This window comes from Mesorhizobium sp. WSM4822, assembly GCF_055811155.1.
Map to the genome: position 1 here is coordinate 857,538 of NZ_JBVVQM010000001.1, position 23,570 is coordinate 881,107.

The window sequence follows — 23,570 nt, forward strand, 5'->3', positions numbered from 1 at the left end:
CCGCGTAGGAGTGTTTCATGGCGCCCAGGGCAAGTTGGAAAGGTTACCTCAAACTCAGCCTCGTGAGCTGTCCGGTGCGGCTATATCCCGCCACCAGCGCCAGCGAGCGCATCAGCTTCAACCAGTTGCACAAGAAGACCCATAACCGCATCAACATGAAACCGGTCGACCCCGAATTGGGGCTCGTCGAGCGTGCTGATCTGGTCAAGGGCTACGAATACGAGGACAAGCAGTACATCATCATCGATGATGCCGATCTCGATGCGGTGCGCATCGAATCCAATCACACGATGAACATCGAGGCCTTCGTCGACGAGGACGAGGTCGATGTCATCTATCAGGACGCGCCCTACTACATGGCGCCCGACGGTGCGATGGCGGAAGAGACCTTTGCCGTGCTGCGCGAAGCGATGCGCAAATCCGGCAAGCTGGCGATCGCCCGCCTGGTGCTGTCCAGCCGCGAGCGCGTGGTGACGATCGGCGCGCGCGAGAACGGTATGTTCGTGTGTACCTTGAGGAACCCGAACGAAGTACGCGGCACGGCTGAATATTTCGGCAACATCCCGGCTGGCAAGCCCGACCCCGAAATGCTGCAGCTCGCCGAGGCGCTGATCAAGCAGAAGGAAACCACCTTCGATCCGAAGAATTATGAGGACCGCTACGAGGCGGCACTCATGACGATGATCCGCGAGAAGCTGAAAGGCCACAAGCCGATCATCGCGGCGGCACCCGAGCGCGGCAATGTCATCAACCTGATGGATGCGCTGAAGGCCAGCCTGTCGCAATCGAAGCCGCCGGCCAAATCGAAAAGCAAGGCCGACGAGGTTGCCAAGCCCGCCGCGAAGAAGGCGGCAGCGGGTGGTGCTGCTGAAAATCCGTTGAAGGCCAATCTGCTGAAGGCGGTCGGCAAGAGCAAGAAATGACGGCACCGACCGGCGCTGTTTTCGGCACGATAGGCGCGCTGGCGGCTTTTCCGCTCAGGCTGGCTGCGCGGGAAGTGGAACGCCGGCACGGCCAGCTGCGGCGCGGTATCACCAGGCGCACCACACATGTCGTCTTCGGCCGGACACTTCTCGCCAGGGCAGGCCTCGTCAAAAACGGCGATGCCGGGATCGAGCGCAGTGTCGCCGCCGAGCGCGCGGCCGGTCGAACGCTGATCAGCGAGAACGGATTCCTGCGCCTTCTCGGACTGATGAAGACACCGGAGGCGTCTTCGCTGTCGCGGCAATCGCTGATCGATCAGTCGCGGCTATCCGGCGCCGACCTCGATTTGTTGTCGCTGTTCGATGCGTTCGAGCATGACGCGGAACCCTATTCCTTCCGCGACCTGATCCTGGCGCGCAAATATGCCGGGCTCATCGCCGGCGGCGCGACCTGGGGGGCGATCGCGCGCTCCGTCCACCGCTCCGGCCCGGTGGCGTCGCTGACCGCCAAGTCGCTCAATGTCGGCTCGCAGCATGGGCGCGCCGATGCCATCTATCTCGAAGGCGGCCAGAGCGAACTCGATGGGCAGTTGCTGTTCGATCTCGGAACAGCCGGGGCAGAGGGTGACGACACGCTGGAGGAGCTGTTCGCCGAGGCGGAAGCGGCGGAGGAGCAGGGCGACCATGATGGGGCCGCCGCGCTCTACCAGCGTTGCCTGGCCATCGATCCGAGCGATGCGATTGCCGCCTTCAACCGCGCCAACTGCCTGCGCGCCGGCGGCCACGCGGTGGACGCCGCTCATGACTATATCAATGCGATAAAACTCGACCCGGCCTTCGTCGAGGCGTGGTTCAACCTGGCCGGACTGATGAGCGAGCAAGGTCGCGAAGCCTCGGCGCGAAGGCACCTGCAGAAGGCGATCACGCTCGACAAGAATTATGCCGATCCGGTGTTCAACCTCGCCCGACTGGAATTCGACGCCGGCAATCTGCCGGAGGCGCGGCGCCTGTGGGTGCGCTATCTCGAACTCGACGCGGATTCGGAATGGGCGCGGGTGGCGGCCAAGGGGGTGCAGTTCGTGGATCTGCAGTTGGCGCGGACGGCGGGGTGAACATGATTGGCGAAGGCCGCGATGACAGCCAATCTCCCCCCTTGTGGGGGAGATGTCCGGCAGGACAGAGGGGGGCGCTGTCCCGCCAACAGATCGGCCAATTTTGGCGCGTGTTCCCGCACGCAAGCATGACCGAAGGCTGGCATTCCTTCACGCCCCCCTCTGCCCTGCCGGGCATCTCCCCCACGAGGGGGGAGATCAGCAGCGTCGCCGTCGCGCCGGACATCACAGCATGACCACCTTCCTCTTCGACGGTCCCGACACCGCTGCCATCACCATCCTGCTCGCCCATGGCGCCGGCGCGTCGATGGATTCGCCTTCGATGACCGCCACCGCCAAGGCGCTGGCCGCGGCCGGCTTACAGGTCGCACGCTTTGAATTCCACTACATGGCTGCCCGCCGCTACGGCCACCGCAAACCGCCGCCGCGAGCCGAGACGGTCAACCCGGAATATATCAAGGCGACAGCCGACCTCAGGGCAAAGGGCGTGACGGGACCGCTGATCATCGGCGGCAAGTCGATGGGTGGGCGCGTCGCCTCCATGGTCGCGGACGAGATGTTTGCCAAGGGCGAGATTTCAGGGCTGGTCTGCCTCGGCTATCCCTTCCATCCGCCGGCCAAGCCCGAGCAATTGCGCACCAAACACCTTGCCGATCTGAAGACGCCGACGCTGATCTTCCAAGGTACCCGCGACGAGTTCGGCACCAGGGACGAGGTTGCGACTTATGACCTTTCCGATCGCATCGAGGTCATCTGGCTGGAGGACGGCGACCACGATCTCAAGCCTCGCAAGAGCATCTCGGGATTTTCGGCGGCCGACCATCTGAAGACGCTGGCCGAGACGGTCAAGGCGTGGTCGGGTCGGATCGCTTCCTGAAGCGATGAAGATCGCCTCCTTCAACATCAACAACATCAACAGCCGGCTTGAAAACCTGCTGGGATGGCTGGCTGTGGCAAAGCCCGATGTCGCCTGCCTGCAGGAGCTGAAGGCGCGCGACATGCAGTTTCCACGCTCGGCATTGGCGGCGGCCGGCTATGGCGCGGTGTGGAAGGGCGAGCCGACGTGGAACGGTGTTGCCATCCTGGCACGGGGCGCCGAGCCAGTGCTGACCCGCGATGCCTTGCCCGGCGATGATGCCGACAGGCAGAGCCGTTATATCGAGGCGGCGGTGAACGGCATCATCGTCGCTTGTCTCTATGCGCCGAACGGCAATCCTCAGCCCGGCCCGAAATTCGCCTACAAGCTCGCCTGGCACGCGCGGCTGGAGGTGCATGCCGAACAGTTGCTCGACACCGGCCTGCCGGTGGTGCTGGCCGGCGACTACAACATCGTGCCCGAGCCGCGCGATATCTACGCCACCCGCTCCTATGACGACAACGCGCTGGTGCAGCCGGAAAGCCGGGCGTCGTTCCAGCGCCTGCTCGATCAGGGTTGGCTTGATGCCCTGCGCAAGAAGCATCCGAAGGAGACGCTTTACACATTCTGGGACTATCGCCGCAACCGCTGGCCGCGCGATGCCGGCCTTCGGCTCGATCACATCCTGCTGTCGAAGAAACTGGCACGCCGCCTGACCTCCGCCGGCATCGACCGCGACGTGCGCGGCGAGGACGGCGCCAGCGACCATGCGCCGGTGTGGGTGGAATTGAAGTAGGCGACTGCTTTCATTGCGTCGCGCTTGAACGGCTCCCTGCAACGCGCTTAAAGTCTTTTGCCTCGATGCATGTTGCTGTCCCAATCCGGGTTCGCTTTTGGCCGACATGCAATAACCTGTCGGCAAAGTACTCCAACGCAGCCGGATCGCCCGTGAACGCAACCCCCCAGGAGATTTGTGGATCGAGGCTCCATGCCTGACTTGGGCGCTGTCTCGATATTGGCCGTCGCCATTGTGGTGCTTGCGGCTGCTGTCATGTCCTGGCTGCTGTGGCGGAAGCGCAGCCGTCGCAAGGGACGGCGGCAGACCAATCCGGCTGCCGACTATGCCGTCCGTACCGATTGGAATGCCCGCGGGGGTATGCTCAATTACTCATCCTTCGTCTATTTCGATGTCGATCGCGACGGCAAATACGGCGCCGGAGACCGGCCGATGGCCGGGATCATGGTGCGGCTGTATGACGAAGCGGGCAAGCTCGCCGCATCCGCGCGCACCAACAATGCCGGCTTTGCCAATTTTCCCATGTCGGTGAAAAGCAGAAAGGCCGTGATCCGCAAGCCGGGCAACTGGCGCTTTGTGGTTTCGGTGCCGCCCGGCTGGCAGGCGAAAAGCGAAAATGACATTCAGTCCCGACGCTTCATGCCGCTGCCGGGTTCGCCGGCCGGGATGGTATCGCAGGAGATGCTGCTGCCGGTTGGTCTGGCACCGCCGCGCCGCGTCAGCGGGCGCGTTGCCGGCGATGGACCAGCGACCCTCTCCATGTCGGGGGACGGGCACGTCCTGGAGACGCGGGCACTGGCCCCGGGTGCCGTCTTCAGCTTCGACTTGGCTGAAGAAGCCGACACGGTCAGCGTCAGCGGCGGCGGCTTGGAGCGGCGGCTGACGCTGTCGCCCTACTCGGCGGATCTAGGCCTGCTGTCGCCGCAACGCGCCGGCATCGACACTGATGCCGCCCTCGAAACGATCGATTTCGACGATGTGACGTCGCGCAGCCTCAGGAAAATTCCGGCTGGCCATGCCGGATTGGCGTGGCGCAACCTGAATGCGATGGCCCGCGACTTCACCAAGGATAGCCAGGGCTATGTCAATGGCAATGTTTCCGGCGACCATGTGCTCTACACCAGCAGCGGGCTGCCGGCCGAATTCAGCTGCGAACGGCCGTTCGGCTTTCACTCGGTCATGCTGAGCGCCGCCTGGCTGGCGTCAGAAGGGGAGGTGGCGCTGATCGAAAGCTGGCTTGGCGAGCAGCTGATTGCAAGCGACGAGGTCACGCTGTCGGCGCTGACGCCGCTGCACTACGCCCCAATGCTCAAAGCTGTAACGCGTGTTCGCCTTTCGACGAAGCACTATTGGCAAATGGTCGTGGACGATCTGGTCTTAACGCGCTGAGATTTAGGCATGCCAAAGCGGAGCGAAATTTCGCCCCGCTTCAATCAGGTTATGTTAACGGTCAGCCCGGCACAATAATAATCGAGGCGCCGTTGGCCGCAGTGACCGCCGACAACCGGCCTTTTTTCAAGAACGATGGCTTCACATAGATCTTTTTCATATCAGACTCTCCTAAAATCCCGATCCGATGATGCCAGACTGCGGCCATCTGTCAACCATGCGGCTGAAATCGGTAAAACTGCAATAAATCCAAGGAGGAGCGGCAAGGCGCCCGCCCTCCAATTCTTTGTTTACGCCATTCCGGATCGAAGGCCTTCGGTGCTTTTTCTGGAATTGCTCCAGCGCCAGGCACGATTCGGCCAAGAGTGTGCCAGATTATATCGTGGCGCTGGTCGAGCCGTTTGCCGTGACGGCTGAAAGCTTGCCCTTCTTGACGAAAGCCGGCTTCGCGTAAGTCTTCTTCATGGTAATCTCTCCTCATCCCTACGCGAGAATGGCAGATACGCAAGATGTGTCAACCAAGCCGGGCGTCCACACGGGCTCTTGGCGACACGAGCTTGCGGCTGATAGTCTTGGCGTCGACATGCGGCGGGCAACCGTCACATGGTGAGGGCCGCAACAACGCCGAGGGGTTTCAATGAACAAGGGTGCCGACAGATTGCTCGCGCTTGCCCTGGTCGTTGTCGCCGTAGGCTGCCTGGCGCGGATCTATTGGCCGGCAATCGGCGAGGCTTTCCTCTGGCGCGGCTTTTCAGGCCCGCCGATGGATCCAGCCTCGTTACGGCTGGCGGGGTTCCTGGTGGCGGCGTTCGCCTGCCTGCTTGGTGCAGGGCTGTTTTGGGCCGGCCTCTTGCCGGACCGGTCGGGCCAAGCAGCGGGCGCGCCGCTGTTTGGTCGCGCGGCGGAGATGCAGGACGCTGGCAGGCCCGGCCTGCGCAGAGTCTTTCTCGTCCTGCCATTGGTCGTGGTCGCCGCACTGGCCGCCGACCGGTTCGGCCCTTGGCATGAGGGCGGCGACATAGCCAGCGAGCCCGTCGAACCGAAGGCCGACGGACCCAACCCTGGCGAGCCGAAGGCCAACGAACCCAAGGGGCAGGATGTCGCCAGCGCGCCGCCGGCCTCAGAGCCGGCAGCCCCACCGCCTGCACCAGCAGAAGCTGCTTCGCCGCCGGAGGCCGCCAATCCGCCTGCGGCACCGGTCCCACTGACGCCGCCGGCGCTGGTGCAACCGACCCCGCCAACGCTAGTGCCGCCGACCGCGCTCGCGCCTCCTGCGCCGCCGGAGGTCGCGATCATTCCGCCGCCCATCGTGGCGCCATTGCCGCCGGCTCCGCCGCCGCTACCGACGCAGCCCGAGGGCCACCGCGACTCGGTCGTCTGGCTGGCGGTGGCGCCCGACGGGCACTCGGTCATGAGCGCCAGCACCGATCACACGATCAAGCTGTGGGACATCGCCGCCAAGCAGCTGATCCGCACTCTCGGCGTGCACAAGGATATGGCCCGCACGGCGCTGTTCATGCCCGACGGCGTCAGCGCGCTGACGGCCGGCGACGACGGCGAGATCGTGCAGCGCAAACTTTCCGACGGCGCGGTGCTGCATGTCTTCTCCTCGGGCGGCAATGGCGGCGTCAGAAAGCTGGCGATCAGCCCGGACGGCAAACATGCCATCAGCGGGCACGACACGGGCAATGTCATCGTCTGGGATCTCAAGAAGGGCGCTGTGCTGCACGCCATGAGCGGGAACGGCTGGTCGGTCAGCGCCGTCGCCGTCTCGCCCGATGGCAGGCAAGCCCTCAGCGGCAGCATAGACGGCACACTGAAACTTTGGGACATTGAAAGCGGCAAGCAATTACGAAGTTGGCACGGGCATGAGCGAGGCACATATGGCGCCGCGTTCACCGCCGACGGGCATCATCTGGTCACCGGCAGTGGCGATTACACGATCAAGCTCTGGGATCTGGACAGCGGCCGCGAAGCGCGCCGCTTTGAAGGCCACGAAGGCACTGTCTACGCATTGGCGCTGTCGGCCGACGGCCAGCGCCTGGTCTCCGGCTCGCTCGACGGCACGGCGCGGCTGTGGGACATGGACACCGGCAACCAAATCGCGATGTTCGATAGCCGGACTGGCCCGATCTACGCGGTGGCCTTCACCGCCGATGGCACGGTGCTGACCGGCGGCAACGACCGCACCATCAGGGATTGGCCGGCCGCCGGCGGCGACAGCATCGTGCTGTTTGCCGGCGCGCCGGAGTGAACGGAACCTTGATCGCATTGTCCGCCGTGCTATGAAAAACCATGTCAGCTCCCAGCCTCCCGGACAACGCGCCCCTCATTGTCATCGATCTCCAGACCGGCATGTTCGACGGTGTGCACGAGCCGCCGATCCATGATGCGCCAGGCATCGTCGAGCGCACCAAGGCGGTGATCGATTGGGCGCGGCGCGGCGGGCGCAAGGTCGCTTTTATCAGGCATGACGGACCCGATGGCGATCCGTTGGCACCGGATGAGCCGGGCTGGCCGGTTTGGCCCGCGCTCGGCCAGGCGGCGGACGAGCCGACCTTTGCCAAATCGGTGCGCGATGCATTCAGCAATCCCGCCTTCGGCGACTGGGTGGCCGGGCAAGGTGCGGGTGCTGTCGTGCTCTTGGGCGCACAGACCGATTTTTGCGTGGCCGCGACGGTCAAGGGCGCGATCGCCAGAGGGCTCGGCGTGATCGTGGTGTCCGATGCGCACAGCACGCTGGACAATGCCAGCGAGAGTGCCGAACAGGTCATCACCAGGCACAATGGCGAATTCGCGGAGGCCGGTGTCAATCTGGTGACCACAAAGGCGCTTGTCGGCGGCTGAAGCCCGACCGTCGCCGCAGGCCGCATCAGGCAGGCCGGCTTGAGGAGTTCGCGAGGGAAGACAGCGCTGGGCGGCTGCCGTGGTCGACGCGGACGGGGGGGCGCATTGTTGGGATGGCTCGGGCGCCCGCGTCAACCAGGGCGGCTCGTACCGCCGCATTAGCAACATTGCACATCGCAGGTCGCTCGAAACTTCCGCGAAAGCGGAATAGGCCGGAGCAAAAGTGCGGATTCGGCTGAGACTTTCGGCGCGCTTTCCCGGTACGGGGAATCAAAAAGTCTGCTGGTTGTCGGCATGCCCCTCAAGGCGTCCGTCGCTCCTGCACCGGATCGGCGAGGAACGACGCCGCAATCAGGTCGTCGGCATCGATCCGGCCATGACGATCTTCCATGATGGCCGCGACCTTTTGAAAGGTTTTCATTTCGGCATCCGTCACCCGCGCATTGCGCATTCTGGCTTGGAGATCGGCCAGGCGAACGCCCAAAGCAGGGGATCTCACAGCTTTGCTTGTCATCTTCACTCGTCCTGATTGGAACCTGACATGTGCGACCCGCCGCCGTGGCTGGCGGCGGGTTTGGGACCGTTCGAAATTCAGTCGTAGACCTTGATGATCTTGCGGGTGCCCGGATCCACCAGGACCGTGCGGTTGTCGACGACCACGTAGCGGTATTGGACATCGGGGATCTCATGAAGCTCGACCGTTTCCGGCAACGCGCTACCAATATTCAGTTCCACACCGGGAACCTTGACCGAAGCGAGGGGCTGCTTCTTCACATACTCGCGGATGACGGTGTCCTGTTCAGGCTGAATGACAACATCCTGAGCGGCAACGGCGCCGACTCCGGCCAACAGCAATAGCGCCGCAGCGGCGCCCGTTAGGTGCATTTTCATACTGTTTCTCCTTGCGAGTCAGCATGACAAGATCGTCCAACGCTGACGAGCAACTGAACTTGAGCCAAATGAAAATGTTCCTCCGCTGGGGCTTCGGTCGGATGAGAAGTGCGACTTAAGTCCGGTCCGCGAGCGCATTGGTCTTACCGACGGGAACGGCTCTCTGTTCACGACTGTTTGTCTCCCGGATTCGGAGAAACAGATGGACAAAAGTGTTGGCCAAGCGCGCTGGTTGCTCGCACCGATTTCGCGACGGCCGTCACCTTTCTGGTGATGGGAATAGTCCTTGGCTGACATGTCGTCGATCGGCGCAGCAACGTCCCTTCCTGCGCTGATAGGATTCGCAAGCCGCTTCGGCGGCTGGCGAATCCTCTATCTTCACCACGCGCGGGCCTGCTCATTCGGCAAGCGAGCGCTTCGTTCAGCTTAAGCAACGTTGGGAGGTTTACTATGGATCGGCGATCCTTCTTGACAGCAATGTTTGGCATTGCCGGGGCAGCAGCCCTTGCAGGGGCAATTCGCCCGATCGAAGCAGTGGCCGGTGTTCCAGGCGCCGGAAACGGCATTCTCGATGAAATAGAGGCGTCACAAACAGAGGCCTTCGACGACGGTACACATGCGGAGGTGCAGCCGGTCGACCATCGACGCTGGGATCGGGACTGGGATCGGGACCGGGATCGGGACTGGGATCGGGGCTGGCGCCGGCGCCGGCACGGGCGGCGATGGAGACGGGTCTGCCGTAGTTATTGGCGGCATGGTCGCCGTCGCGTCCGGTGCTATCGCAGACGCGGGCCCTCGGTCATCCTTCGGTTTTAGCAGCTAGCCAGCACGTCTTAGCGGCTTGACCAGCGCGATCGGCTCGGCGTCCGCATTTTTCCGGCGGTTGCCGAGCAGAATGCCGTTTGCCGAGGCTGGAGCTCCACATTAATGCAAGCGGCGCCAAAAGCCTCCGGTGGACAATACATCGCCCGAAGCCGTCCGCTCCACTGGACGAAGCCTGGAGGACCCGCGCGGCCGCAATCTCGCCATCGCTCGGCAATTGGTTCGGGCTCGTTCAGTTTGCCGCTTTGCTATCGTGTGTCGATCGAGCGGGCGGCGAAGGCAGGGCACGTTGATCCGCAGGCTGCTCGCTGAAGTAGAGCGAACTGCCGAGAACGAGGAAGACGATGCCCACCGCCATCAATCCAACCATGAGCACGGCGATCGCCGTGCCTGGACCATGGCCTGTCTTGACGATGGTGGATCGGTGGGGCATCGCGCCGTTCTCCGGATATGGCACACCAGGGGTGCCGAACCTTCGCGACAAACGACAAGCGCGGCCCGATGTTCCCTTGGCGGAGCTTCAATCGGTCAGGTCGGGCTTTTGCTTTTTCCTGTAGGACCAAGGTCTTATCTGTTGTGCGCAAAAGTCCAAGGGGCCTTGTTCAGTTCCGATAATGTCCCTTGGATGTTCCGCTATTTTAGGTAAATCTGATATAAAGCTTAGGGGGAAAACTTAGCCAGCCAAGCACATTTTCCCGCGAAACGGGCATGGAAAATGTGGCTTTGGCAAGTTCAACAACAGGCAGTCATGTCTCGGGCGACGAAATGGCTCACGTCTCGTCGAATGGGCCCTCGCGGTTCTGATCGCGCGTGATCGCGGCTTCTTCCTCATCATCGGGAAGGGCGTCGTCGCTGTCCTGATACGCGTTATCGTCGTCCTCGTCGGGCAGATCGCCATCTTTTTCGATGCCGTAACGTATGTCGCCGTTTTCCGGCACGGACTCTGGCAGGATCTCGCCGCCCTTGATTGCATCCCAATCCTGCTGCTCGATGGTCGGCCCGTCCGCCTGCGGTGCGTCACCTTCGATATCGGCGCCTGGTTTGTTGCGCGGTGCCATGCTGGGCTCCTTTCCTTGAAAACTGGAGGCGAAACTCGGGGTGCCGGCGTTTGTTCCCGTGCTTGAAGTGCAGGCGTGCTTCTGGATTGCCGACAGCTGGCAGCCCCCGCCAGCACCCGCTGCCGTTCCCGGGTCGCCACCGTTGCCAAGTCGCCGCGCAATGGAGAGCGCGCAGTGGCGATCGGTCACTTACTTGCGAAGTTGCTAAAATAATGAAATGTTGTCCGCGGGAAATGGGAATGAGGCAGGGACTGATCGAAACCGCCGCGGTTTCGACGGTTTTGGGAAACCATGTATTTTGGACAGTTTCTCGTAGGAATGTCAGCCACGGCCATCATCGTCGCGGTCTGGACCTATATGGTTACCGGCTCTTTCTGGGAGGCATTTGCCTGGACGATAGCGACGCTGCTTGTCCTGCAGGTCGGCTACTTCGTGCTCATCGTGAGGCTGATCTTCAGGGGCTCGCACGATATCGCGCCGAGCCAGGATCCGGTAGACGCCTTCCCGCCATTGCGTCGCGACGGTGTCCGGCTTTAAGACCGGGTAACCAGGATCACTCGCGCGTGTGCGCCCGGGCAATTCGGGGAACCTCGCCACCAGCGCGACCACGGTGTTTGGTCACCGAGACAGCGTCCGAGCATATCCCTGCCGGAGATTTCGGCGCAGCGTTATCGTGGGAACATGACGCATGCGCGACCAGCTTCGCATGGAGCTCCGGCCGTCAGGTGGAACAAGTGATGATGCTCCGCGTTCTCTAGCGGTACCGGTGAGGTTGCCACCTCCATCGGAACTGTCATGGCTCGCTCTGCTCCCGGCGGGGCGAGCCTTTTTCGTGCTCCCATCGTCCAGATAGAGGGACGCGAGGCTGATTTGACGCGGCGACGACAGGTGCTTCGCCAATCCGACTACAGCAGGAATTTTTCGTCTTCTAATGTCCGTACACATTTGTGCAAATTTTCAAGCATTTCTGCGCTGTCTGCCGCATGTCTGATCAGCAACAAATTAATATCCGGGCCAAACGTAACATCTTCAATTCTGAAGTTCGATGGAACCGCATGGCAGCGGTGGAGTTTTTATGGAGGGCGGAATTCAATTGTCACTAGGAGACGGTCATGAAACTTTATCTTACAAGCGCGGCGGCCGCAGTCGTCCTGATGGGCGGCATTGGTGCGGCGCTGGCGGAGAGCGTCGTCGTCGTCCAGCCGGAGCAGGAGACGGTCGTTCGCGAATACATCAAGAGGGAACCGCTTGCCTCGGTGAACCTTCTGGGGGTCGAACTCAAGCTCGGCTCCTCGGTGCCGGACACTGTCGAATTGCGTGAGGTGCCCGACGTCAAATATCGCGTCGCCGTGATCAATGACCAGACGGTCCTCGTCGATCCGGAGACCCGCCAGATCGTTGAAGTGCTGCACTAAGGGGGTTCCCGCAGCACTGGACCTTGGGGAAAACCCGCCCCGACGTCGCGTCGGTGGCGGGTTTCCTTTGCCGCGACCCGCTATGGCCTATTCGGCGGCCAGTCTATCCTGCGTCTTGGTCTCGAAATCGCTGGCGTCGTGGCGCTCATGCAATTGCATGGCAGGCTCGCCGAAAGCGCGGTTGACCATGCGGCCGCGCTTGACCGTCGGTCGTGCGTCGATCGCCTTGGCCCAGCGTTGCACATGTGTGTATTCCTGCACGGACAGGAACTCGGCGGAATCATTGTACATGCGGCCGAGCGCCAGCCCGCCATACCAGGGCCACACCGCCATATCGGCGATGGAATAGTCCTTGCCGCCGAGATATTCGGTCTCGGCCAGTCGGCGGTCGAGCACATCCATCTGGCGTTTCACCTCCATCGAGAAGCGGTCGATGGCATATTCGAACTTTTCCGGCGCATAGGCATAAAAGTGACCGAAGCCGCCGCCCAGATAGGGCGCCGAGCCCATCTGCCAGAACAGCCAGGACAGCACCTCGGCGCGGGCCGGCTGTTCGGTCGGCAGGAATTCGCCGAACTTTTCGGCGAGATAGACCAGGATCGAACCGGATTCGAAGATGCGCACCGGCGTCTTGCCGCTGCGGTCCATCAGGGCCGGGATCTTGGAGTTGGGATTGACCTCGACGAAGCCGCTGCCGAACTGGTCGCCATCGTTGATCCGGATCAGCCAGGCATCGTATTCGGCGCCCTTGTGGCCGCGCGCCAGAAGCTCTTCCAGCATGACGGTGACCTTGACGCCGTTCGGCGTCGCCAGCGAATAGAGCTGCAACGGATGCTTGCCGACGGGCAGTTCCTTGTCATGCGTCGATCCGGCGATCGGCCGGTTGATGCTGGCAAAGGCTCCGCCGCTCGGCTTGTTCCAGGTCCATACTTTCGGCGGTGTGTAGTCGGTCATTTCGTGGCCTCGTGTCGGGGAAAGATGGCAGGTCGCCATAAACTAGGGCTGCGGATGTGTAAGTTCAACTTGCGTTGAACTATTATCGATGCCCGCAGGGCCAACATCGGCAATTGGGCACTTCCTCGCCCTTGCGCCTTCTCCGGCGTGGCATACCTATAGAAGATGTCACCAAAGCCCATCCAGGACAAAAGCATGACCATCAATCCCAATCCGCGCTCGGTCGTTGCCGTGCGGGCCACTGTCCCCGAAGATGCCTTTACGGCCAGCGCGCTTGGCACGCTCAGGGAAGGCAGCGGCGTCGTCATTCGCAATGACGGGCTGGTGCTGACCATCGGCTATCTCATCACCGAAGCGGAAGAGGTCTGGCTGACCAGCCATGACGGCCGCGTCATCCCCGCGCACGCGCTCGCCTATGACCAGGAATCGGGCTTTGGCCTGGTGCAGGCGCTGGCGCCGCTCGGCCTGCCGGCCGTGGCGTTGGGCGATGCCGGCAAGGCCAGGATCGGCGACGCCGTCGTGCTGGCCGACGGCATCGGCCAGTCGGTGCAGGCCAGGATCGTCACCAAGCAGGAATTCGCCGGCTATTGGGAATATCTGCTCGACGAGGCGATCTTCATTGCGCCGGCGCATCCGTCCTGGGGCGGTGCCGGGCTGTTCGGCGCCGACGGCTCGCTGCTCGGCATCGGCTCGCTGCGCCTACAGATGAGCCGCAACGGCGAGGTGGCCGACATCAACATGGTGGTGCCGATCGATCTGTTGCCGCCCATTCTCGACGACCTCCTGACGCGCGGCCAGGTGGCCAAGCCGCCGCGCCCGTGGCTCGGCGCCCTGTCGGCCGAAAGCGACGGCAGGGTGGTGGTGATGAGCGTGACCGAGGGCGGCCCGGCGGCCAAGGCCGGCCTGCGTCAGGGCGACATCATCTCCGACATCCGCGACGGCGCGGTCGACGGGCTGGCCGATTTCTATCGCAAGCTGTGGGAAAGCGGCTCGGCGGGGGCCGAGATTCCGATGCGGGTGCTGCGCGACGGCCGCGAAACCTGGCTGCGCGTCAAATCGGCCGACCGCGGCAGTTTTCTGAAAAAGCCGCAGCTGCAGTAGACGCGTCGATGGCGTCCGCGATGTCATCGGGTTGCCAATTCGCCCGGCGGCAGCCGCTCGGCCATCGCGGCCAGGGCCTCGTCGGGATTGCCAAGCGCCTCGCGCGCCTGCCGCAACCGGTTCTCGCCGCGACCGGCTATGATCACACCGACCCCAGCCTCAACGCAGCGCCGGGCCAGCGCCAGACCCATGCCGGAGCCGCCGCCGACGATCAGGATTTTCTGATTTGAAATGCTCATTCGCTCTGCCTTTGCTTGGATGGAGAAGGGCAGGGAATTGGCAGTTCGGTACGGCAAGTGAAAACGGAAGAAACCGATAGCGCTATCGGAAGCGCCGATGATGCAGGGCGATCAGTTGCCGCAAGCGGTGAAGGCAGCGCCCGGGTTCCAGTCCTTGAAAGCGATGGCCTGGCCTTCGACGGAGACGGTCTTGTGCTTGGTGCTGCCGTCCGGCTGCTTTTCGCTGCTGGTGCCTTTGCCGGTCAGCACATTGTACTCGCAGGCGCTTTCGGCATTTTCCTTCAAATAGTCATCATGGTTATAGGCGAAGCCGGCGACGATGAAGGCACCGTTGCGCCAGGCGATGGTTAGCGTCATGTCGGTCCGTTCGCTGCCGACCGGCATCGCTGGCAGGTAGAATTTGATCGAGCCATTGGGCAGCATCGTCAGTTCCGGCTCGGTGTCGGAGTTCTCGTAGCCCGGCCGGTCGTAGCCGTTCCATTCCCCGTCGATCTGCTCGTGCACGATCTCGACGGGTTTGAGGTAATTGTGCTCCTTGTCCCTGAGGAAGAAGTGGACGTCCATCGGCTGGCCGGGCTCGGTCTCCACCACCATGGCAAGATCGACGGCGCCATCGCCGTTGAAGTCGCCAGTCACAGCCGTGACGATTTTCCGGGTTTCGATCGGCTCCGCAAGGGCGAGGCTCGGCAACAGCAAAGATAGAAAAGCGAGCAGCAGAGATTTCATGGTGGCATATTCCCCCAGACTGACACCTTGCGGTCCTATAGCATGGCGGTGGAATATCGCGCGCCCTCTCTTCTCCCCGACGAAGTCGCGCGGCGATGCTTTCCTTAGCTTGTGGTGACGCAACTGACGAAAACTGACAGCGATCTGTGCCACATGCCGGGCGATGACGATGGGCGCAATGCGGGGCAATACGACAGTGGGAGCAGGAACTATGGTGGCGCGAGCGGCACTGAACAAACAGGCCGGCTAATGGCGCCGGTCAAGGTCGATCCCGACAAGGTGCACGAGTTTCCGGATGCGGGCAGCTTCTACGCGTGGCTCGGCAAGCACCACGCCACGGAAACCGAAGTGTGGATCAAGGTTCACAAGGTGGGGTCGGGACTGAAGTCGATCACGCCGAAGGAAGCCATCGACGTGGTGCTGTGCTTCGGCTGGATCGACGCGGTGCGCAAGGGGCTGGACGACAAGAGTTTCCTGCAGCGCTACACGCCGCGCGGCCGGAAGAGCATCTGGAGCCTGATCAACATCGACAATGTCGCGCGGCTGGTCGAGGAGGGCCGCATGACCGAGCATGGGCTCAAACAGGTCGAGGCGGCCAAGGCGGACGGGCGCTGGGCGCGCGCCTATGGCAGCGGCAAGCAGATGAAAATCCCCGACGACCTGCAAGCAGCCATAGACGCGGAACCCGCCGCCAAGGCGATGCTTGAAAAACTCAGCGCGCAAAACCGCTTCGCGCTCGCCTTCCGCACCCACAACATGAAGACCGAGGCCGGGCGCAAGAAGAAGATCGAGACGTTCGTAGCAATGCTGAAGCGCGGCGAGACGATCCATCCGCAAGGCAGGAAGTAAGCCGCTCAGGCTCTTTCTGCGGCGAGGGGCATGCGTTTCGCATGCGGCCCGCCACCCGATTCCTGGGCAGATTGTGATCGGCACTCAGCGTCGCATGAAGTGCTTCAGTATCTGAATCGCCGAATTGTTATAAGCATCTGTTTTTATGCGGATTTGACAGGTGCCTGCCGCGCATTTCCTCCGGCATTGCGTAGCCAAGAAAAAAGCCGCCCTCGCTTTTGCGAGTGGCGGCCTTTTCCCGGGAGGAAGTCAGGAAGGAGGGGCGATCAAGCAGCCTTGGCGTGCTTGATGGTTCAAAGGCAGATACTATTGGTTCAGGTCGACCGGCGTCACTCCAAGGAGTTTCAGGGCATTGGCATAGGTCCGGATGCCTTGCGCCTGCTTGCGCTCGGCACAAAACCGGTTCGCCTTGTCCTGGAGCGCGGTTGCCTCGGCGATCTCGCCTGCACTGGCACCGGGTTTGGCTTTGGTCTGAATGGCTCCGTCGAGTTGAAGGCCGAGCTGGCTGCAATATTCGCTCCGGGTGACCGCTGCGTCCGCACCCGATTGTGCGACCGCCAGCATGGCGAGCGAAATGCCTGTCAGGGCACCGATCCATCCGGTCGAACGTCGTTGCATTTTCGGGACCATTTCTTCGCGTTGTGCAGCAGCCCGCTTGACCGCCGCGAGGGTGGTTATGACAGGCGATGTTTTCGCGAGTTTTTCCCGGATGTTGAATCTTGTTTCTGGAGTGTGTCTGCCGGGGTTTTCCCTTCTCCCCCTGTGGGAGAAGGTGGCCTCGCGAAGCGAGGTCGGATGAGGGGTGTTCCAGGGAACGCCGACGTCTCACTTCGCTGGAACACCCCTCATCCGTCTCGGCGCTGACGCGCCGATCCACCTTCCCCCACAAGGGGGGAAGGAGAGCGTTCCGCCGCTGCGGCGCTTGCGCCTCTTCCTTTGCGGCCATCCTTCGCGTAAGGCGCCGGGCAAATCCTTTCGCGCAAGCATATAGCCCGGACACCGCATGATCAGACTTGAAAGCATCAGCAAGCAGAACGGCCGTCAGCTTGTCTTCATCGAAGCGTCGGCCTCCCTGCAGAAGGGCGAGAAGGTCGGCCTCGTCGGGCCGAACGGCGCCGGCAAGACGACGCTGTTTCGCATGATCACCGGCCAGGAGCAGCCTGACGAAGGCCAGGTGCAGGTCGATCGCGGCGTCACCATCGGCTATTTCAGCCAGGATGTCGGCGACATGGAAGGCCACAGCGCTGTGGCCGAAGTGATGAACGGCGCCGGGCCGGTGTCCGAAGTCGCGGCCGAAATGGCAGCCCTCGAGGCGGCCATGGCCGATCCCGAGCAGGCCGACCGGATGGACGAAATCATCGAAAAATACGGCGAGGCGCAGCACCGCTTCGAGGAACTCGACGGTTATGCGCTGGATGGCCGCGCCCGCGAAGTGCTCGACGGTCTCGGCTTTTCGCAGGAGATGATGGACGGCGATGTCGGAAAGCTCTCCGGCGGCTGGAAGATGCGCGTGGCGCTGGCCCGCATCCTGTTGATGCGGCCCGACGCCATGCTGCTCGATGAGCCAAGCAACCATCTCGACCTGGAGAGCCTGATCTGGCTGGAATCCTTCCTGAAAAACTATGATGGCGCGTTGCTGATGACCTCGCACGACCGAGAGTTCATGAACCGCATCGTCAACAAGGTGGTCGAGATCGACGCCGGTTCGCTGACCGCCTATTCGGGAAACTACGAATTCTACCAGCAGCAGCGGGCGATCGCCGACAAGCAGCAGCAGGCACAGTTCGAGCGCCAGCAGGCAATGCTGGCCAAGGAGATCGCCTTCATCGAGCGCTTCAAGGCGCGCGCCTCGCATGCCGCGCAGGTGCAGAGCCGGGTGAAGAAGCTGGACAAGATCGACCGCGTCGAGCCGCCGAAGCGCCGCCAGACGGTTTCCTTCGATTTCCTGCCGGCGCCGCGCTGCGGCGAAGATGTCGTGACGCTGAAGAACGTCCACAAGGGCTATGGCAGCCGCTCCATCTATGAGGGGCTCGACTTCCAGGTGCGCCGCCGCGAGCGCTGGTGCATCATGGGCGTCAACGGCGCCGGCAAATCGACGCTCTTGAAGCTGGTCGCCGGCGCTTCCGAGCCCGACACCGGCACGGTCGCGCGGGGCCCAAGTGTCAAGATGGGTTATTTCGCCCAGCACGCCATGGAGGTGCTGGAAGGCGAGCGCACCGTGTTCCAGACGCTGGAGGACGCGTTTCCGCAAGCCGGCCAGGCGCCGCTCAGGGCACTTGCCGGCTGCTTCGGTTTTTCGGGCGACGAGATCGAGAAGAAATGCCGCGTGCTGTCAGGTGGCGAGAAGGCGCGGCTGGTGATGGCGCTGATGCTGTTCGACCCGCCCAACCTTCTGGTGCTGGACGAGCCGACCAACCATCTCGACATCGCCACCAAGGAGATGCTGATCACGGCGCTTTCGCAGTACGAGGGCACCATGCTGTTCGTCTCGCACGACCGGCATTTCCTCGCAGCGCTTTCCAACCGCGTGCTGGAACTGACGCCCGAAGGCATCCACACCTATGGCGGCGGCTATACGGAATATGTCGAGCGGACCGGCCAGGAAGCGCCGGGGCTCAGGAGCTAGGTAAATGATAAGGGCGGCGTCGGCTCGAAGCCGGCACCGCCCTTTGAATATGGTCCGGCTGGAATGACGGCCTTACTCGAACGAGATGGCCATGCCGCTGAGGTCGGCGTTGACCTGCAGGCCGACTTGCTTGCCCGTGAGTTCGAGTTGGGCGCCCTTGTCATTGGTCATGATGATCACCTGGGCTCCCTTGCCGATCGTGCCGCCGCCGCCGGCTGCTCCGTAGACCCCGGTCACGTCGCGGGCGCGGCGGATATGGCGAACCGTGCCGCGGAAATATGTCTTGGACACGCCGAAAGCCAGGCCTCCGGACACGGCGCCGATTGAGATCGGGTAGCTCTTGCCATGGAAGGTGAAGGTGCCCTTGCCGCCGGAGCCGCCGACGAAAAACGCCGCCTTGTAGACGGCGAAGCGGATCGTGCCGCTATCGGCATGCGCGGCGCTGGCAAAGCCGATGCTCGCGGTGGCGATGGCGGCAACCGCGATGGAACGAAATCCGGATGAAATCTTCATGGTGAGAACTCCTCAATGTCGCCGCTTTGCCGGCCGGGATGTCGGCGTGGGATCAAAGTTACAACTGAACAGTCTCGCCCGTGATTTGGTTCCAGGCCCCGTGATTTGGTTCCAGGCCCCGTGATTTGGTTCCAGGTATGGGTTCGAATCCGGCTGCGGGAAGGCCCGGGGAGGGGCGAGGGGTTGCGGAGGGTGGAGAAGGTGCCTTACCGCAGCTATCGCCTTGTGGGATGAAGAGGTCTATGCAGGCCCTGCACAAGGCTTAGGAGAGGCTTCGGATGAGAATCGCAATCTGCCTCGCATTGGCTGCGGCAGTGACCGGATGCGCGACCTCCCCGGTCGACTATGAGGCGTCGCTTTCGCAGCAGGACCAGAAATGGGCTTCGCCGGCATGCCAGCAGGCACGCAGGGCTGCTTCGGATTACCAGGCTCGCGAGAAGGAGCATCCCGGATGGGGGTTCGGCGTCTTGCTTGGTCCATACTCGATGGGGCTCGTCGCAGCCATCAAGGAGCATGAGCAGAAGCAACGAAAGCTCTTCGCCCGCGAGGTGCACCTGCAATGCTCAAGCCTGCCGCTGCCGAAGGAACTGCAGGGCAATTTGAACCCTGGGGTGCGGCCGACGAAGTATCCATAGCCTTGGCGGCGCCTTCCGGGCAAAAGGCCGGGGCTGCGAAGCGAGTGATGGAGAGCCGCCGTTGGGCCTTATGTGATCTCCAGCGTGCTCGCCGGCATCACCCGCCTGCGCTATATTGGCCTGATCAAGGCCCATCGCTGTCGCTCGCCGAACCGCTGGTGCTGCCCTCGGTGGCCGCCGCCGTGATCGGCGGCACCTCGATCTTCGGCGGCCGTGGTGGCTACACCGGCACCATCATCGGCGCGCTGATCCTGACCGTGCTGACGACGCTCTTGACCATCCTGCAAATGCCGGAGGGGGCAAGGCGGATCTTGTTCGGGCTGATCGTGCTATTCGTGACGGCGGCTTATTTGAGGATTGTGGAGGAGAGATAGGAGCGGGTTGAGGTGAATGGCTGCGTTTGGGCCGAATTCAGACAGGCAGCTTTTTGGCGCAAGGATGCGAACTACTGCCGTTCAACCAATGATGAAGCTTCAGATCGAATTTTGGTGCTTCTTCAAAATTTGCACCTGTTGAGGATGCGCCACGGCCAGCAACAGCCGACAGCCCCAGCCCGCGAGGACCGATCCGCTCTCAAAAAGCGCGTACAGGTTGACAACACCTTGGCCGCTGCAACATCCTGCCGTCTTTAGACTGGGAGGTAGCATGACTATTTCGATCAACCGCCGCACCTTTTCCATAGGCGCGGGCGCTCTGGCACTGGCTGCGGCCGGATTTTCGCCGGCACGCGCGCAGCAGGCGTTTTTCCGCATCGGCACGGGCGGAACGTCCGGCACCTACTATCCGGTGGGCGGCCTGATCGCCAACGCCATCTCGGCAACCGGCGCGGCCGGCGTCGAAGGCTTGGTCGCCACCGCCACGTCCTCCAACGGTTCGGTAGCCAACATCAGCGCCATCCAGTCGGGCGCGTCCGAATCGGGCTTCACGCAATCCGACGTCGCCTACTGGGCGCATTCGGGCACCGGCCTCTACGAGGGCAAGCCCAAGATTGATGACCTGCGCCTCATCGCGACGCTTTATCCCGAGACGATCCATTTGGTCGCGCGCGCCGACGCCGGCATTAAGTCGGTGGCGGATCTCAAGGGCAAACGCGTCTCTCTTGACGAGCCGGGCTCCGGCACCATCGTCGATGCGCGACTTGTGCTTGGCGCTTACGGTCTGGCTGAAAAGGACGTGCAGCCCGAATATCTCAAGCCTGGCCCGGCCGGAGAGCGGCTGCAGGATGGCGCCATGGACGCTTATTTCTTCGTCGGCGGCTATCCGACCGGCGCCATCGTTGAGCTTGCCACCACCAACAACATCACGCTGGTGCCGATCACCGGCCCCGAGGCCGACAAGCTGCTGTCCGAGCAGAAGTTCTTCTCCACCGACACCGTGCCGGAAGGCACCTACAAAAATGTCGGCGAAACCAAGACCATTTCCGTCGCCGCTCAATGGGTGACCAGCGCCAAGCAGACCGACGACCTCGTCTACAAGATCGTCAAGTCGCTTTACAGCGACGAAACCCAAAAGGCCCTGCAGGCAGGCCACGCCAAGGGCAAGCTGATCACGCTCCAGAACGCGGTTACCAGCGCCGGCATTCCTTTTCATCCCGGCGCAGAGAAATTCTACAAGGAAGTCGGCACCCTGAAATAATAGCCATTTGGACCCGGCTGACAACAACGAGGCGGAAGGGATGCTTTCCGCCTCTTTTGTCTGGAAATTCAGGACACGGAACCGGCCATGAGCGATGACGACAAGATCAAGCTTTCCGCAATGGAGTTCGATGAGGAGAACGCTCGCGAACTGGAGGAGAAATTCGACTCCGAAATCCGCTTCCGGCCACTGACCCGTGTCGCGGGCTGGCTGGTCGGCTTCCTCCTGGTGGCGCTGTCACTGTTTCACTACTACACCGCCGGTTTCGGCCTGCTGCAGGAAATGTTGCACCGGGGTATCCACCTGTCGATGGTGCTGGCGCTGATCTTCCTCGTCTTCCCGCTGGTGAAGAAAAGCTACGACCAGCCCGCGCGGTCCAGCCTCCTGCGGCCGCTCGGCATACCCCTTTTCGACTGGCTGCTGGCGATCGCTGCGGTCGTCGTCGTCATGCACGTGCCTATGATCCCGCTCGACGACCTTGCCTTCCGCGTCGGCAATCCCACGGCGCTCGACGTGGTGTTCGGCCTTATCCTCATCCTGCTTCTGCTGGAGGCGACGCGCCGCTCCGTCGGCATCCCGCTGCCCATCATCGCCGTCGTCTTCATGGCCTACGCGCTGTTGGGGCGGTACATGCCGAGCATTCTAGTGCACCCCGGCGCGTCCGTCTCCCAGCTTGTCGATCACCTTTATCTGACGACGCAGGGCATCTACGGCATCGCGCTCGGCGTCGTCGCCACCTACGTCTTCCACTTCGTGCTGTTCGGCGTCTTCGCCACCCGCATTGGCCTCGGCCAGCTCTTCCTCGACTGCGCGGCGTGGGTCGCCGGCCGCTACGCCGGCGGTCCCGCCAAGGTGTCGATCTTCGGCTCGGCGCTGTTCGGCATGATTTCCGGCTCGTCGGTCGCCAACACCGTTACCGTCGGCTCGCTGACCATCCCGGCGATGATCAAGCTCGGCTACAAGAAACATTTCGCCGCAGCGGTGGAAGCGGCGTCCTCGACCGGCGGTCAGGTGACGCCGCCGATCATGGGCGCAGCGGCCTTCCTGATGATCGAATTTCTCGAACTACCCTACACGACCATCATCCTTGCCGCCATCGTGCCCGCCTTCATGCACTTCTTTGGCGTGTTCATGCAGGTGCATTTCGAGGCCAAGCGAACCGGCCTTAGGGGGCTCAGGCCGGACGAGATGCCCGATGTCGTCGAGGCGCTGAAGCGGGACTGGCCGACGATCATCCCGCTCGTCGTCCTCATCGGCGTGCTGCTCTCGGGCTACACGCCCTACATGGCCGCCTTCTGGGGCATCACCTTGTGTATTCTCGTCGGCTTGCTCAATCCGCGCCGGCGCATGTCTGTCGCCGACATCGTGATGTGCCTGCGCGACGGCGCCAAATATGCGCTCGCAGTCGGAGCCGCCGCCGCAACCGTCGGCATCGTCGTGGGCGTCGTCACCCTGACCGGAGTGGGCTTCAAGCTGTCCTACATCGTCACATCGACGGCTGGACACCTTTCCCTTCTCTTCGGCACCTTCATCCCTGAGGCGATCTTCTCGGCCCAGGGTCTGACCCTATTGTTCACCTTGATCATGACTGGCGTCGTCTGCATCCTGATGGGCTGCGGCATCCCGACGACCGCGAACTACATCATTATGGTGACGATCGCGGCGCCGGCGCTTGTTATGCTCGGCACCGAGCCGATCGTCGCTCACTTCTTCGTGTTCTATTACGGACTGCTGGCGGACATCACACCACCGGTGGCGCTGGCGGCGTACGCCGCCGCTGGCATGGCGGGGGCGGACCCGTTCAAGACCGGCAACACCGCCTTCCGGCTGGGGATGGGTAAGGCACTGGTTCCTTTCGTGTTCGTCTTCTCACCGTCCTTGCTGCTGGTGACGAAGGATTTCACCTGGCCGAACTTCTTCCTCGCCTTTTTCGGCTGCGTGCTGGGCATCACCTGCCTGGGCGCCGCGCTATCGCGCTACCTTCTGGTGCGCACACGCCCATGGGAAAACGTGCTGCTCGTGTTCGCCGCCCTGCTTCTGGTGGCACCCGAACTCTATTCCTCGCTACTCGGCGTGGCGCTTTTCGTCCCGGTCCTGCTGCGCCATTGGAACGCACGCCACACTGAAGAGGCGCAGCCAGTCTGATCAGCGCCGCTCCAACGCAATCCTTCCCGGAGTTTCGA

Annotated in this window: 26 protein-coding genes and 1 pseudogene; 16 read left to right on the forward strand and 11 right to left on the reverse strand. The window is 62.6% G+C overall.

What is annotated here, in order from left to right:
• Positions 1–17 precede the first annotated feature (17 nt).
• From ku to AC0L3E_RS04300, 5 genes are all read left to right on the forward strand, one after another.
• On the forward strand, positions 18–923 hold the full coding sequence (ku, locus tag AC0L3E_RS04280; protein WP_024501732.1) for a non-homologous end joining protein Ku: 906 nt from the start codon (positions 18–20) through the stop codon (positions 921–923).
• On the forward strand, positions 920–2,035 hold the full coding sequence (locus tag AC0L3E_RS04285) for a tetratricopeptide repeat protein (protein ID WP_473604297.1): 1,116 nt from the start codon (positions 920–922) through the stop codon (positions 2,033–2,035). The genes ku and AC0L3E_RS04285 overlap by 4 nt, the downstream gene beginning before the upstream one ends.
• 232 nt (positions 2,036–2,267) lie before the next feature.
• Entirely contained in the window at positions 2,268–2,912 is a 645-nt protein-coding gene (locus AC0L3E_RS04290; RefSeq protein ID WP_128309309.1) for an alpha/beta hydrolase family protein, read from the forward strand.
• 4 nt (positions 2,913–2,916) lie between these two features.
• The gene (locus AC0L3E_RS04295; protein WP_128290287.1) at positions 2,917–3,687 is read left to right on the forward strand and encodes an exodeoxyribonuclease III; all 771 of its coding nucleotides are present in this window, start codon (positions 2,917–2,919) and stop codon (positions 3,685–3,687) included.
• Positions 3,688–4,119: 432 nt separating this feature from the next.
• Positions 4,120–5,076 carry a hypothetical protein gene (locus AC0L3E_RS04300; RefSeq protein WP_473604298.1) on the forward strand — a complete coding sequence of 319 codons (957 nt, stop codon included), beginning with the start codon at positions 4,120–4,122 and terminating at the stop codon, positions 5,074–5,076.
• A gap of 61 nt (positions 5,077–5,137) precedes the next feature.
• On the opposite strand, the gene AC0L3E_RS04305 is transcribed toward AC0L3E_RS04300, so the two are convergent.
• Complete coding sequence (locus tag AC0L3E_RS04305) at positions 5,138–5,236, reverse strand: putative RiPP precursor (protein WP_127326585.1); 99 nt, start codon at positions 5,234–5,236, stop codon at positions 5,138–5,140.
• 215 nt (positions 5,237–5,451) lie between these two features.
• Positions 5,452–5,541, reverse strand: a complete 90-nt coding sequence (locus tag AC0L3E_RS04310) for a putative RiPP precursor (RefSeq protein WP_127317985.1) — start codon at positions 5,539–5,541, stop codon at positions 5,452–5,454.
• Positions 5,542–5,713: 172 nt separating this feature from the next.
• Between AC0L3E_RS04310 and AC0L3E_RS04315 the strand changes: the two genes are divergently transcribed.
• A complete protein-coding gene (locus AC0L3E_RS04315) occupies positions 5,714–7,330 on the forward strand; it encodes a WD40 repeat domain-containing protein (protein WP_473604299.1) in 1,617 nt (538 codons plus the stop codon).
• A gap of 41 nt (positions 7,331–7,371) precedes the next feature.
• Positions 7,372–7,923 (forward strand): isochorismatase family protein, encoded by a 552-nt coding sequence (locus tag AC0L3E_RS04320; RefSeq protein ID WP_128309313.1) that lies wholly within the window; start codon positions 7,372–7,374, stop codon positions 7,921–7,923.
• Between the two features lie 301 nt (positions 7,924–8,224).
• On the opposite strand, the gene AC0L3E_RS04325 is transcribed toward AC0L3E_RS04320, so the two are convergent.
• From AC0L3E_RS04325 to AC0L3E_RS04340, 4 genes are all read right to left on the reverse strand, one after another.
• The gene (locus tag AC0L3E_RS04325) at positions 8,225–8,437 is read right to left on the reverse strand and encodes a hypothetical protein (RefSeq protein ID WP_127268529.1); all 213 of its coding nucleotides are present in this window, start codon (positions 8,435–8,437) and stop codon (positions 8,225–8,227) included.
• Positions 8,438–8,514: 77 nt separating this feature from the next.
• Entirely contained in the window at positions 8,515–8,814 is a 300-nt protein-coding gene (locus AC0L3E_RS04330; protein ID WP_127326587.1) for a DUF1236 domain-containing protein, read from the reverse strand.
• Positions 8,815–9,868: 1,054 nt separating this feature from the next.
• Positions 9,869–10,069 carry a hypothetical protein gene (locus tag AC0L3E_RS04335; protein ID WP_473604300.1) on the reverse strand — a complete coding sequence of 67 codons (201 nt, stop codon included), beginning with the start codon at positions 10,067–10,069 and terminating at the stop codon, positions 9,869–9,871.
• A 337-nt stretch (positions 10,070–10,406) separates the two neighbouring features.
• On the reverse strand, positions 10,407–10,694 hold the full coding sequence (locus AC0L3E_RS04340; RefSeq protein WP_128309776.1) for a hypothetical protein: 288 nt from the start codon (positions 10,692–10,694) through the stop codon (positions 10,407–10,409).
• Between the two features lie 318 nt (positions 10,695–11,012).
• Between AC0L3E_RS04340 and AC0L3E_RS04345 the strand changes: the two genes are divergently transcribed.
• Together AC0L3E_RS04345 and AC0L3E_RS04350 are read left to right on the forward strand one after the other, a co-directional pair.
• Complete coding sequence (locus AC0L3E_RS04345) at positions 11,013–11,231, forward strand: exopolysaccharide production repressor protein (protein WP_306462370.1); 219 nt, start codon at positions 11,013–11,015, stop codon at positions 11,229–11,231.
• 575 nt (positions 11,232–11,806) lie between these two features.
• Entirely contained in the window at positions 11,807–12,109 is a 303-nt protein-coding gene (locus AC0L3E_RS04350) for a DUF1236 domain-containing protein (protein WP_027035237.1), read from the forward strand.
• Between the two features lie 87 nt (positions 12,110–12,196).
• Here AC0L3E_RS04350 and yghU read toward each other — a convergent pair whose 3' ends face one another.
• Positions 12,197–13,063: a glutathione-dependent disulfide-bond oxidoreductase gene (gene yghU, locus AC0L3E_RS04355; RefSeq protein ID WP_473604301.1), complete on the reverse strand. Its 867-nt coding sequence runs from the start codon at positions 13,061–13,063 to the stop codon at positions 12,197–12,199.
• 195 nt (positions 13,064–13,258) lie between these two features.
• Here yghU and AC0L3E_RS04360 point away from each other — a divergent pair, with 195 nt between their 5' ends.
• Positions 13,259–14,164: a S1C family serine protease gene (locus AC0L3E_RS04360; RefSeq protein WP_027035235.1), complete on the forward strand. Its 906-nt coding sequence runs from the start codon at positions 13,259–13,261 to the stop codon at positions 14,162–14,164.
• Positions 14,165–14,187: 23 nt separating this feature from the next.
• Here AC0L3E_RS04360 and AC0L3E_RS04365 read toward each other — a convergent pair whose 3' ends face one another.
• Positions 14,188–14,403, reverse strand: a complete 216-nt coding sequence (locus tag AC0L3E_RS04365) for an SDR family NAD(P)-dependent oxidoreductase (RefSeq protein ID WP_473604302.1) — start codon at positions 14,401–14,403, stop codon at positions 14,188–14,190.
• 111 nt (positions 14,404–14,514) lie between these two features.
• Positions 14,515–15,129, reverse strand: a complete 615-nt coding sequence (locus AC0L3E_RS04370; RefSeq protein ID WP_473604303.1) for a hypothetical protein — start codon at positions 15,127–15,129, stop codon at positions 14,515–14,517.
• A gap of 249 nt (positions 15,130–15,378) precedes the next feature.
• Here AC0L3E_RS04370 and AC0L3E_RS04375 point away from each other — a divergent pair, with 249 nt between their 5' ends.
• A complete protein-coding gene (locus AC0L3E_RS04375) occupies positions 15,379–15,978 on the forward strand; it encodes a YdeI/OmpD-associated family protein (RefSeq protein WP_473604374.1) in 600 nt (199 codons plus the stop codon).
• Positions 15,979–16,284: 306 nt separating this feature from the next.
• Here AC0L3E_RS04375 and AC0L3E_RS04380 read toward each other — a convergent pair whose 3' ends face one another.
• Positions 16,285–16,596 (reverse strand): hypothetical protein, encoded by a 312-nt coding sequence (locus tag AC0L3E_RS04380; protein ID WP_473604305.1) that lies wholly within the window; start codon positions 16,594–16,596, stop codon positions 16,285–16,287.
• 385 nt (positions 16,597–16,981) lie between these two features.
• Here AC0L3E_RS04380 and abc-f point away from each other — a divergent pair, with 385 nt between their 5' ends.
• Complete coding sequence (abc-f, locus tag AC0L3E_RS04385) at positions 16,982–18,604, forward strand: ribosomal protection-like ABC-F family protein (protein ID WP_352773983.1); 1,623 nt, start codon at positions 16,982–16,984, stop codon at positions 18,602–18,604.
• A 72-nt stretch (positions 18,605–18,676) separates the two neighbouring features.
• Here the strand turns inward: abc-f and AC0L3E_RS04390 are convergent, their stop codons facing one another.
• On the reverse strand, positions 18,677–19,117 hold the full coding sequence (locus AC0L3E_RS04390; protein WP_127267000.1) for a hypothetical protein: 441 nt from the start codon (positions 19,115–19,117) through the stop codon (positions 18,677–18,679).
• Between the two features lie 278 nt (positions 19,118–19,395).
• Between AC0L3E_RS04390 and AC0L3E_RS04395 the strand changes: the two genes are divergently transcribed.
• From AC0L3E_RS04395 to AC0L3E_RS04410, 4 genes and pseudogenes are all read left to right on the forward strand, one after another.
• Positions 19,396–19,752 carry a hypothetical protein gene (locus AC0L3E_RS04395; RefSeq protein ID WP_473604306.1) on the forward strand — a complete coding sequence of 119 codons (357 nt, stop codon included), beginning with the start codon at positions 19,396–19,398 and terminating at the stop codon, positions 19,750–19,752.
• Between the two features lie 69 nt (positions 19,753–19,821).
• Positions 19,822–20,126 (forward strand): annotated as a pseudogene (locus AC0L3E_RS04400) (ABC transporter permease); the annotation flags it as partial.
• Positions 20,127–20,397: 271 nt separating this feature from the next.
• The gene (locus AC0L3E_RS04405; protein ID WP_013530643.1) at positions 20,398–21,387 is read left to right on the forward strand and encodes a TAXI family TRAP transporter solute-binding subunit; all 990 of its coding nucleotides are present in this window, start codon (positions 20,398–20,400) and stop codon (positions 21,385–21,387) included.
• 87 nt (positions 21,388–21,474) lie between these two features.
• On the forward strand, positions 21,475–23,532 hold the full coding sequence (locus AC0L3E_RS04410; RefSeq protein ID WP_128309636.1) for a TRAP transporter permease: 2,058 nt from the start codon (positions 21,475–21,477) through the stop codon (positions 23,530–23,532).
• Positions 23,533–23,570 lie beyond the last annotated feature (38 nt).

What these genes read in the sequence shown, in the direction of transcription:
- abc-f (WP_352773983.1), top strand. Translation starts at nt 16,982, where the DNA reads ATGATCAGACTTGAAAGCATCAGCAAGCAGAACGGCCGTCAGCTTGTC.
- AC0L3E_RS04300 (WP_473604298.1), top strand. Translation starts at nt 4,120, where the DNA reads ATGGCCGGGATCATGGTGCGGCTGTATGACGAAGCGGGCAAGCTCGCC.
- ku (WP_024501732.1), top strand. Translation starts at nt 18, where the DNA reads ATGGCGCCCAGGGCAAGTTGGAAAGGTTACCTCAAACTCAGCCTCGTG.
- AC0L3E_RS04340 (WP_128309776.1), bottom strand. Translation starts at nt 10,694, where the DNA reads ATGGCACCGCGCAACAAACCAGGCGCCGATATCGAAGGTGACGCACCG.
- AC0L3E_RS04305 (WP_127326585.1), bottom strand. Translation starts at nt 5,236, where the DNA reads ATGAAAAAGATCTATGTGAAGCCATCGTTCTTGAAAAAAGGCCGGTTG.
- AC0L3E_RS04325 (WP_127268529.1), bottom strand. Translation starts at nt 8,437, where the DNA reads ATGACAAGCAAAGCTGTGAGATCCCCTGCTTTGGGCGTTCGCCTGGCC.
- AC0L3E_RS04285 (WP_473604297.1), top strand. Translation starts at nt 920, where the DNA reads ATGACGGCACCGACCGGCGCTGTTTTCGGCACGATAGGCGCGCTGGCG.
- AC0L3E_RS04390 (WP_127267000.1), bottom strand. Translation starts at nt 19,117, where the DNA reads ATGAAGATTTCATCCGGATTTCGTTCCATCGCGGTTGCCGCCATCGCC.
- AC0L3E_RS04365 (WP_473604302.1), bottom strand. Translation starts at nt 14,403, where the DNA reads ATGAGCATTTCAAATCAGAAAATCCTGATCGTCGGCGGCGGCTCCGGC.
- AC0L3E_RS04395 (WP_473604306.1), top strand. Translation starts at nt 19,396, where the DNA reads ATGAGAATCGCAATCTGCCTCGCATTGGCTGCGGCAGTGACCGGATGC.
- AC0L3E_RS04380 (WP_473604305.1), bottom strand. Translation starts at nt 16,596, where the DNA reads ATGCAACGACGTTCGACCGGATGGATCGGTGCCCTGACAGGCATTTCG.
- yghU (WP_473604301.1), bottom strand. Translation starts at nt 13,063, where the DNA reads ATGACCGACTACACACCGCCGAAAGTATGGACCTGGAACAAGCCGAGC.
- AC0L3E_RS04405 (WP_013530643.1), top strand. Translation starts at nt 20,398, where the DNA reads ATGACTATTTCGATCAACCGCCGCACCTTTTCCATAGGCGCGGGCGCT.
- AC0L3E_RS04320 (WP_128309313.1), top strand. Translation starts at nt 7,372, where the DNA reads ATGTCAGCTCCCAGCCTCCCGGACAACGCGCCCCTCATTGTCATCGAT.
- AC0L3E_RS04350 (WP_027035237.1), top strand. Translation starts at nt 11,807, where the DNA reads ATGAAACTTTATCTTACAAGCGCGGCGGCCGCAGTCGTCCTGATGGGC.
- AC0L3E_RS04345 (WP_306462370.1), top strand. Translation starts at nt 11,013, where the DNA reads ATGTCAGCCACGGCCATCATCGTCGCGGTCTGGACCTATATGGTTACC.
- AC0L3E_RS04375 (WP_473604374.1), top strand. Translation starts at nt 15,379, where the DNA reads ATGGCGCCGGTCAAGGTCGATCCCGACAAGGTGCACGAGTTTCCGGAT.
- AC0L3E_RS04370 (WP_473604303.1), bottom strand. Translation starts at nt 15,129, where the DNA reads ATGAAATCTCTGCTGCTCGCTTTTCTATCTTTGCTGTTGCCGAGCCTC.
- AC0L3E_RS04315 (WP_473604299.1), top strand. Translation starts at nt 5,714, where the DNA reads ATGAACAAGGGTGCCGACAGATTGCTCGCGCTTGCCCTGGTCGTTGTC.
- AC0L3E_RS04310 (WP_127317985.1), bottom strand. Translation starts at nt 5,541, where the DNA reads ATGAAGAAGACTTACGCGAAGCCGGCTTTCGTCAAGAAGGGCAAGCTT.
- AC0L3E_RS04330 (WP_127326587.1), bottom strand. Translation starts at nt 8,814, where the DNA reads ATGAAAATGCACCTAACGGGCGCCGCTGCGGCGCTATTGCTGTTGGCC.
- AC0L3E_RS04290 (WP_128309309.1), top strand. Translation starts at nt 2,268, where the DNA reads ATGACCACCTTCCTCTTCGACGGTCCCGACACCGCTGCCATCACCATC.
- AC0L3E_RS04410 (WP_128309636.1), top strand. Translation starts at nt 21,475, where the DNA reads ATGAGCGATGACGACAAGATCAAGCTTTCCGCAATGGAGTTCGATGAG.
- AC0L3E_RS04295 (WP_128290287.1), top strand. Translation starts at nt 2,917, where the DNA reads ATGAAGATCGCCTCCTTCAACATCAACAACATCAACAGCCGGCTTGAA.
- AC0L3E_RS04335 (WP_473604300.1), bottom strand. Translation starts at nt 10,069, where the DNA reads ATGCCCCACCGATCCACCATCGTCAAGACAGGCCATGGTCCAGGCACG.
- AC0L3E_RS04360 (WP_027035235.1), top strand. Translation starts at nt 13,259, where the DNA reads ATGACCATCAATCCCAATCCGCGCTCGGTCGTTGCCGTGCGGGCCACT.